Annotated in this window: 2 protein-coding genes; both read left to right on the top strand. The window is 49.8% G+C overall.

Annotated features, from left to right (window positions below; genetic code table 11):
* A partial coding sequence (locus GT748_RS14850; RefSeq protein WP_161222399.1) for a glycoside hydrolase family 3 C-terminal domain-containing protein occupies window positions 1-1,716 on the top strand: 1,716 nt, incomplete at its 5' end.
* A 13-nt stretch (window positions 1,717-1,729) separates the two neighbouring features.
* Window positions 1,730-3,459: glycoside hydrolase family 2 TIM barrel-domain containing protein (locus tag GT748_RS14845; RefSeq protein WP_279286110.1), on the top strand; the 1,730-nt coding region annotated here is incomplete at its 3' end.

The following is a 3,459-nucleotide window of genomic DNA, read 5'->3' as shown; positions in this document are numbered from 1 at the left end:
TTGGAGCACGTAGCACAGGCCATTTCTGACGAGGCCCGCGCAAAGTACAATCAATACAAAACGTTTGGAGAGACCGGGATTTATCAGGGACTTACGTTCTGGTCCCCCAATATCAATCTGTTCCGCGACCCCCGCTGGGGACGCGGACATGAAACCTATGGGGAAGACCCCTTGCTGACAGGGCGGATGGGGACTGCTTTCATTCGCGGCCTGCAGGAAGGAGAGGACCCCAAATATCGTAAGCTGGACGCGACGGTAAAACATTTTGCGGCGCATAGCGGCCCGGAGGCGGGACGGCACTCGTTCAACGCAGAAGTGAGCACGGAGGATATGGCGGATAGCTATTTATGGGCCTTTCGATATTGTATTGAGCATGCGAAGCCGGCGGCTGTAATGGGCGCGTATAACCGGATCAACGGTGAGCCCGCCTGTGCAAGCAGCACATACCTTAAGGGTGTACTGTATGAAGAATGGAAATTTGACGGCTATGTTGTATCTGATTGCGGCGCGATTCAGGATATCAATGCAAACCACCATGTGACAAAAAATGAAAAAGAAAGCGCAGCGTTGGCGGTCAACAATGGGTGTCAGCTCAACTGTGGGAAGGCATATCATTGGGTGAAGGCCGCTGTAGAGGGTGGGTTGATCAGTGAAGATACAGTCACCTGTGCGGTAGAGCGTTTGTTTGAAGCGCGTTTCCGGTTGGGCATGTTTGATAACGATTGTGTGTACGATTCCATTCCGATGAATGTGATTGAATGTAGAAAGCACCGTGAATTGAACCGGAAGATGGCGCAAGAAAGCATCGTATTGCTGAAAAATAACGGTATATTGCCTTTGAACCCTGAAAAAACAATTGCAGTAATAGGCCCGAATGCCGATGACAAAACGGTATTGCTGGGAAATTATAGCGGAACGCCTTCGCATTGGACGACGTTGCTGCGCGGCATACAAGAACAGGCCCGGGGAGAAGTATATTATGCACGCGGCAGTGTGCTTGTGGAGAAGGAGGCCTTGCCTTGGGCGGAAAAGCCGCTGCATGAGGCAATCTATACCGCAAAGGCTGCGGACGTGGTCGTGTTGTGTCTGGGCCTGAGCCCTCTTCTTGAAGGTGAGGAAGGGGACGCATACAATGGGGCTGATAGCGGTGACAGAAAAGATATTTCGCTGCCGGATATCCAACAGCAGTTGCTGTGCGCGATATTGGATACGGAAAAGCCTGTGGTGCTGGTAAATGTATCCGGAGGCTGCGTTGATCTCCGGCAAGCGGATGAACGGTGCGCGGCGATTCTGCAATGCTTTTATCCCGGAGCAGAAGGAGGGAATGCACTGGCTGATATTCTGTTTGGCCGGGTATCTCCCAGTGGTCGCCTGCCAGTCACGTTTTATCGAACCGTGGAGGATCTGCCACCATTTACAGATTACAGCATGAAGGGGCGAACCTACCGCTTTTTTGATGGAAAGCCACTTTATCCATTTGGGCACGGTCTGACCTATGCGGATATCAAGGAGCAGTGGACGGACCCGTATACGGTGCGTGTAAAGAATGCATCCGAGACCGCAACCGGATATAGTATACTCCGGTACGAGAACAGAGCACTTGCCGACTTCAAACACATTTGGCTGGATGGACATACAGAGACAGAGGTGCGCTTTTTGCAGGAAAATGAAAATAAAAGACAGACGCGCAGCGCACATAGTTGCAAGGAGAAGTGAGGGGACATTAAATATGAAACTTCCGGGCTATCATGAGAATCCGGAGCAGCTACATTGGAACTGCGAAGAGCCGCGCGCCTACTATATCCCCTTTGACAGCGGCGTGAGCGCGCTGCGGGGCAATGTCGTTTCGCCAGCTTGTATTTCACTGAATGGAAAGTGGCGCTTCCGGTATGAAAAGGCGCCCTTACTGCTTTCCGAGCAGGATATAGCCCCACAAACGGATATTTCTGCTTGGGATGAACTCGTAGTTCCTTCCTGCTGGCAGATGCATGGATATGACCAGCATCAATACACGAATGTACGTTATCCATTTCCCTATATTCCTCCGTACGTACCATCTGAAAATCCATGTGGGATATATCGCAGGACGGTTGTGTTGGGACAGCTGCGTGCTGACAGGTTATATTATATTAACTTTGAGGGCGTGGACAGCTGTTTTTATTTGTATGTCAATGGAACTCTGGCTGCGTATAGCCAGGTGTCTCACTCTACGAGTGAGGTGGATATCACACGGTATTTACACGATGGAGAAAATCATCTGGCCGTGTTGGCGTTAAAATGGTGTGACGGAAGTTACCTGGAGGATCAAGACAAGTTTAGGATGTCCGGGATATTCCGCGATGTGTATCTTTTAGAACGGCCAATACAGCATCTGCGTGACTTTTTTATTCATACAAAGAGACTATGCGAAAGTGATGCTGAAATTACAGTGGAATTCAGCTGGAACGGCGCAGATTTGCCGGTCCAGCTCAGTCTTTATTCACCGGACGGAGCATTGCTGGATACGACCCAGGCGGACGGGAACAGAGCCAGGTTTGAAGTGAAAAATGCGGTGCTGTGGAACGCTGAACAACCGAGATTGTACACCTTGCTGATGGAATGTGCGGGAGAATATATTGTACAAAAAACAGGAGTCCGCGAGATTTGCATTGAAGCAGGAATCGTGAAGTTGAACGGAAAGCCGATTCGCCTGAAAGGCGTAAATCGGCATGATAGCGACCCAGTCACGGGGTATACGCTTAACCGTGAACAGGTGATCCGAGATCTGCGTTTGATGAAGCGATATAATTTTAACGCGATACGGACAAGCCATTATCCGAATGTGCCCTGGTTTGTCCAGCTTTGCGATATGTATGGATTTTATGTGATTGCCGAAGCAGATCTGGAAAGCCATGGGACGATTTCGATTTATGGCGGAACGCAGGAAAAAACACCGGGCTTGCTTGTACAGGATTCCCAATTTGAAAAGGCAGTCATGGACAGAGTACGTCGCTGCGTGGAGAGAGATAAAAACAGCGCGTGCGTTGTAATTTGGTCTTTGGGAAATGAAAGCGGATACGGGCCCTCGCTGGAGCAGGCCGCGCTTTGGGTGAAAAAATACGATCCTTCCAGGCTCTTGCAGTATGAAGGCAGTATTTATGAAAGCGGAGGGCACAAAAACAATACGTCGATGCTTGATCTATACAGCCGTATGTATGCGTCCTGCACAGAGATCATTGAATATTTTTCAGACAAACAGGCGAAAAAACCGTTGTTATTATGTGAATATGCTCACGCAATGGGAAACGGTCCGGGCGATGGCGAAGATTATTTTCAACTGATGGAACGGTACCCGGGATTTTGCGGCGCATTTGTTTGGGAATGGTGCGACCATGCGATTGACATGGGAAGCGCGGAAGATGGGCGGAGAAAATATTTTTATGGCGGCGATTTCGGCGACCAGCCGAACGACGGGAATTT

It is taken from the genome of Bittarella massiliensis (ex Durand et al. 2017), assembly GCF_009876955.1.
GTDB lineage: Bacteria > Bacillota > Clostridia > Oscillospirales > Ruminococcaceae > Bittarella > Bittarella massiliensis.
This window is presented reverse-complemented; position numbering and strand designations above follow the sequence as displayed.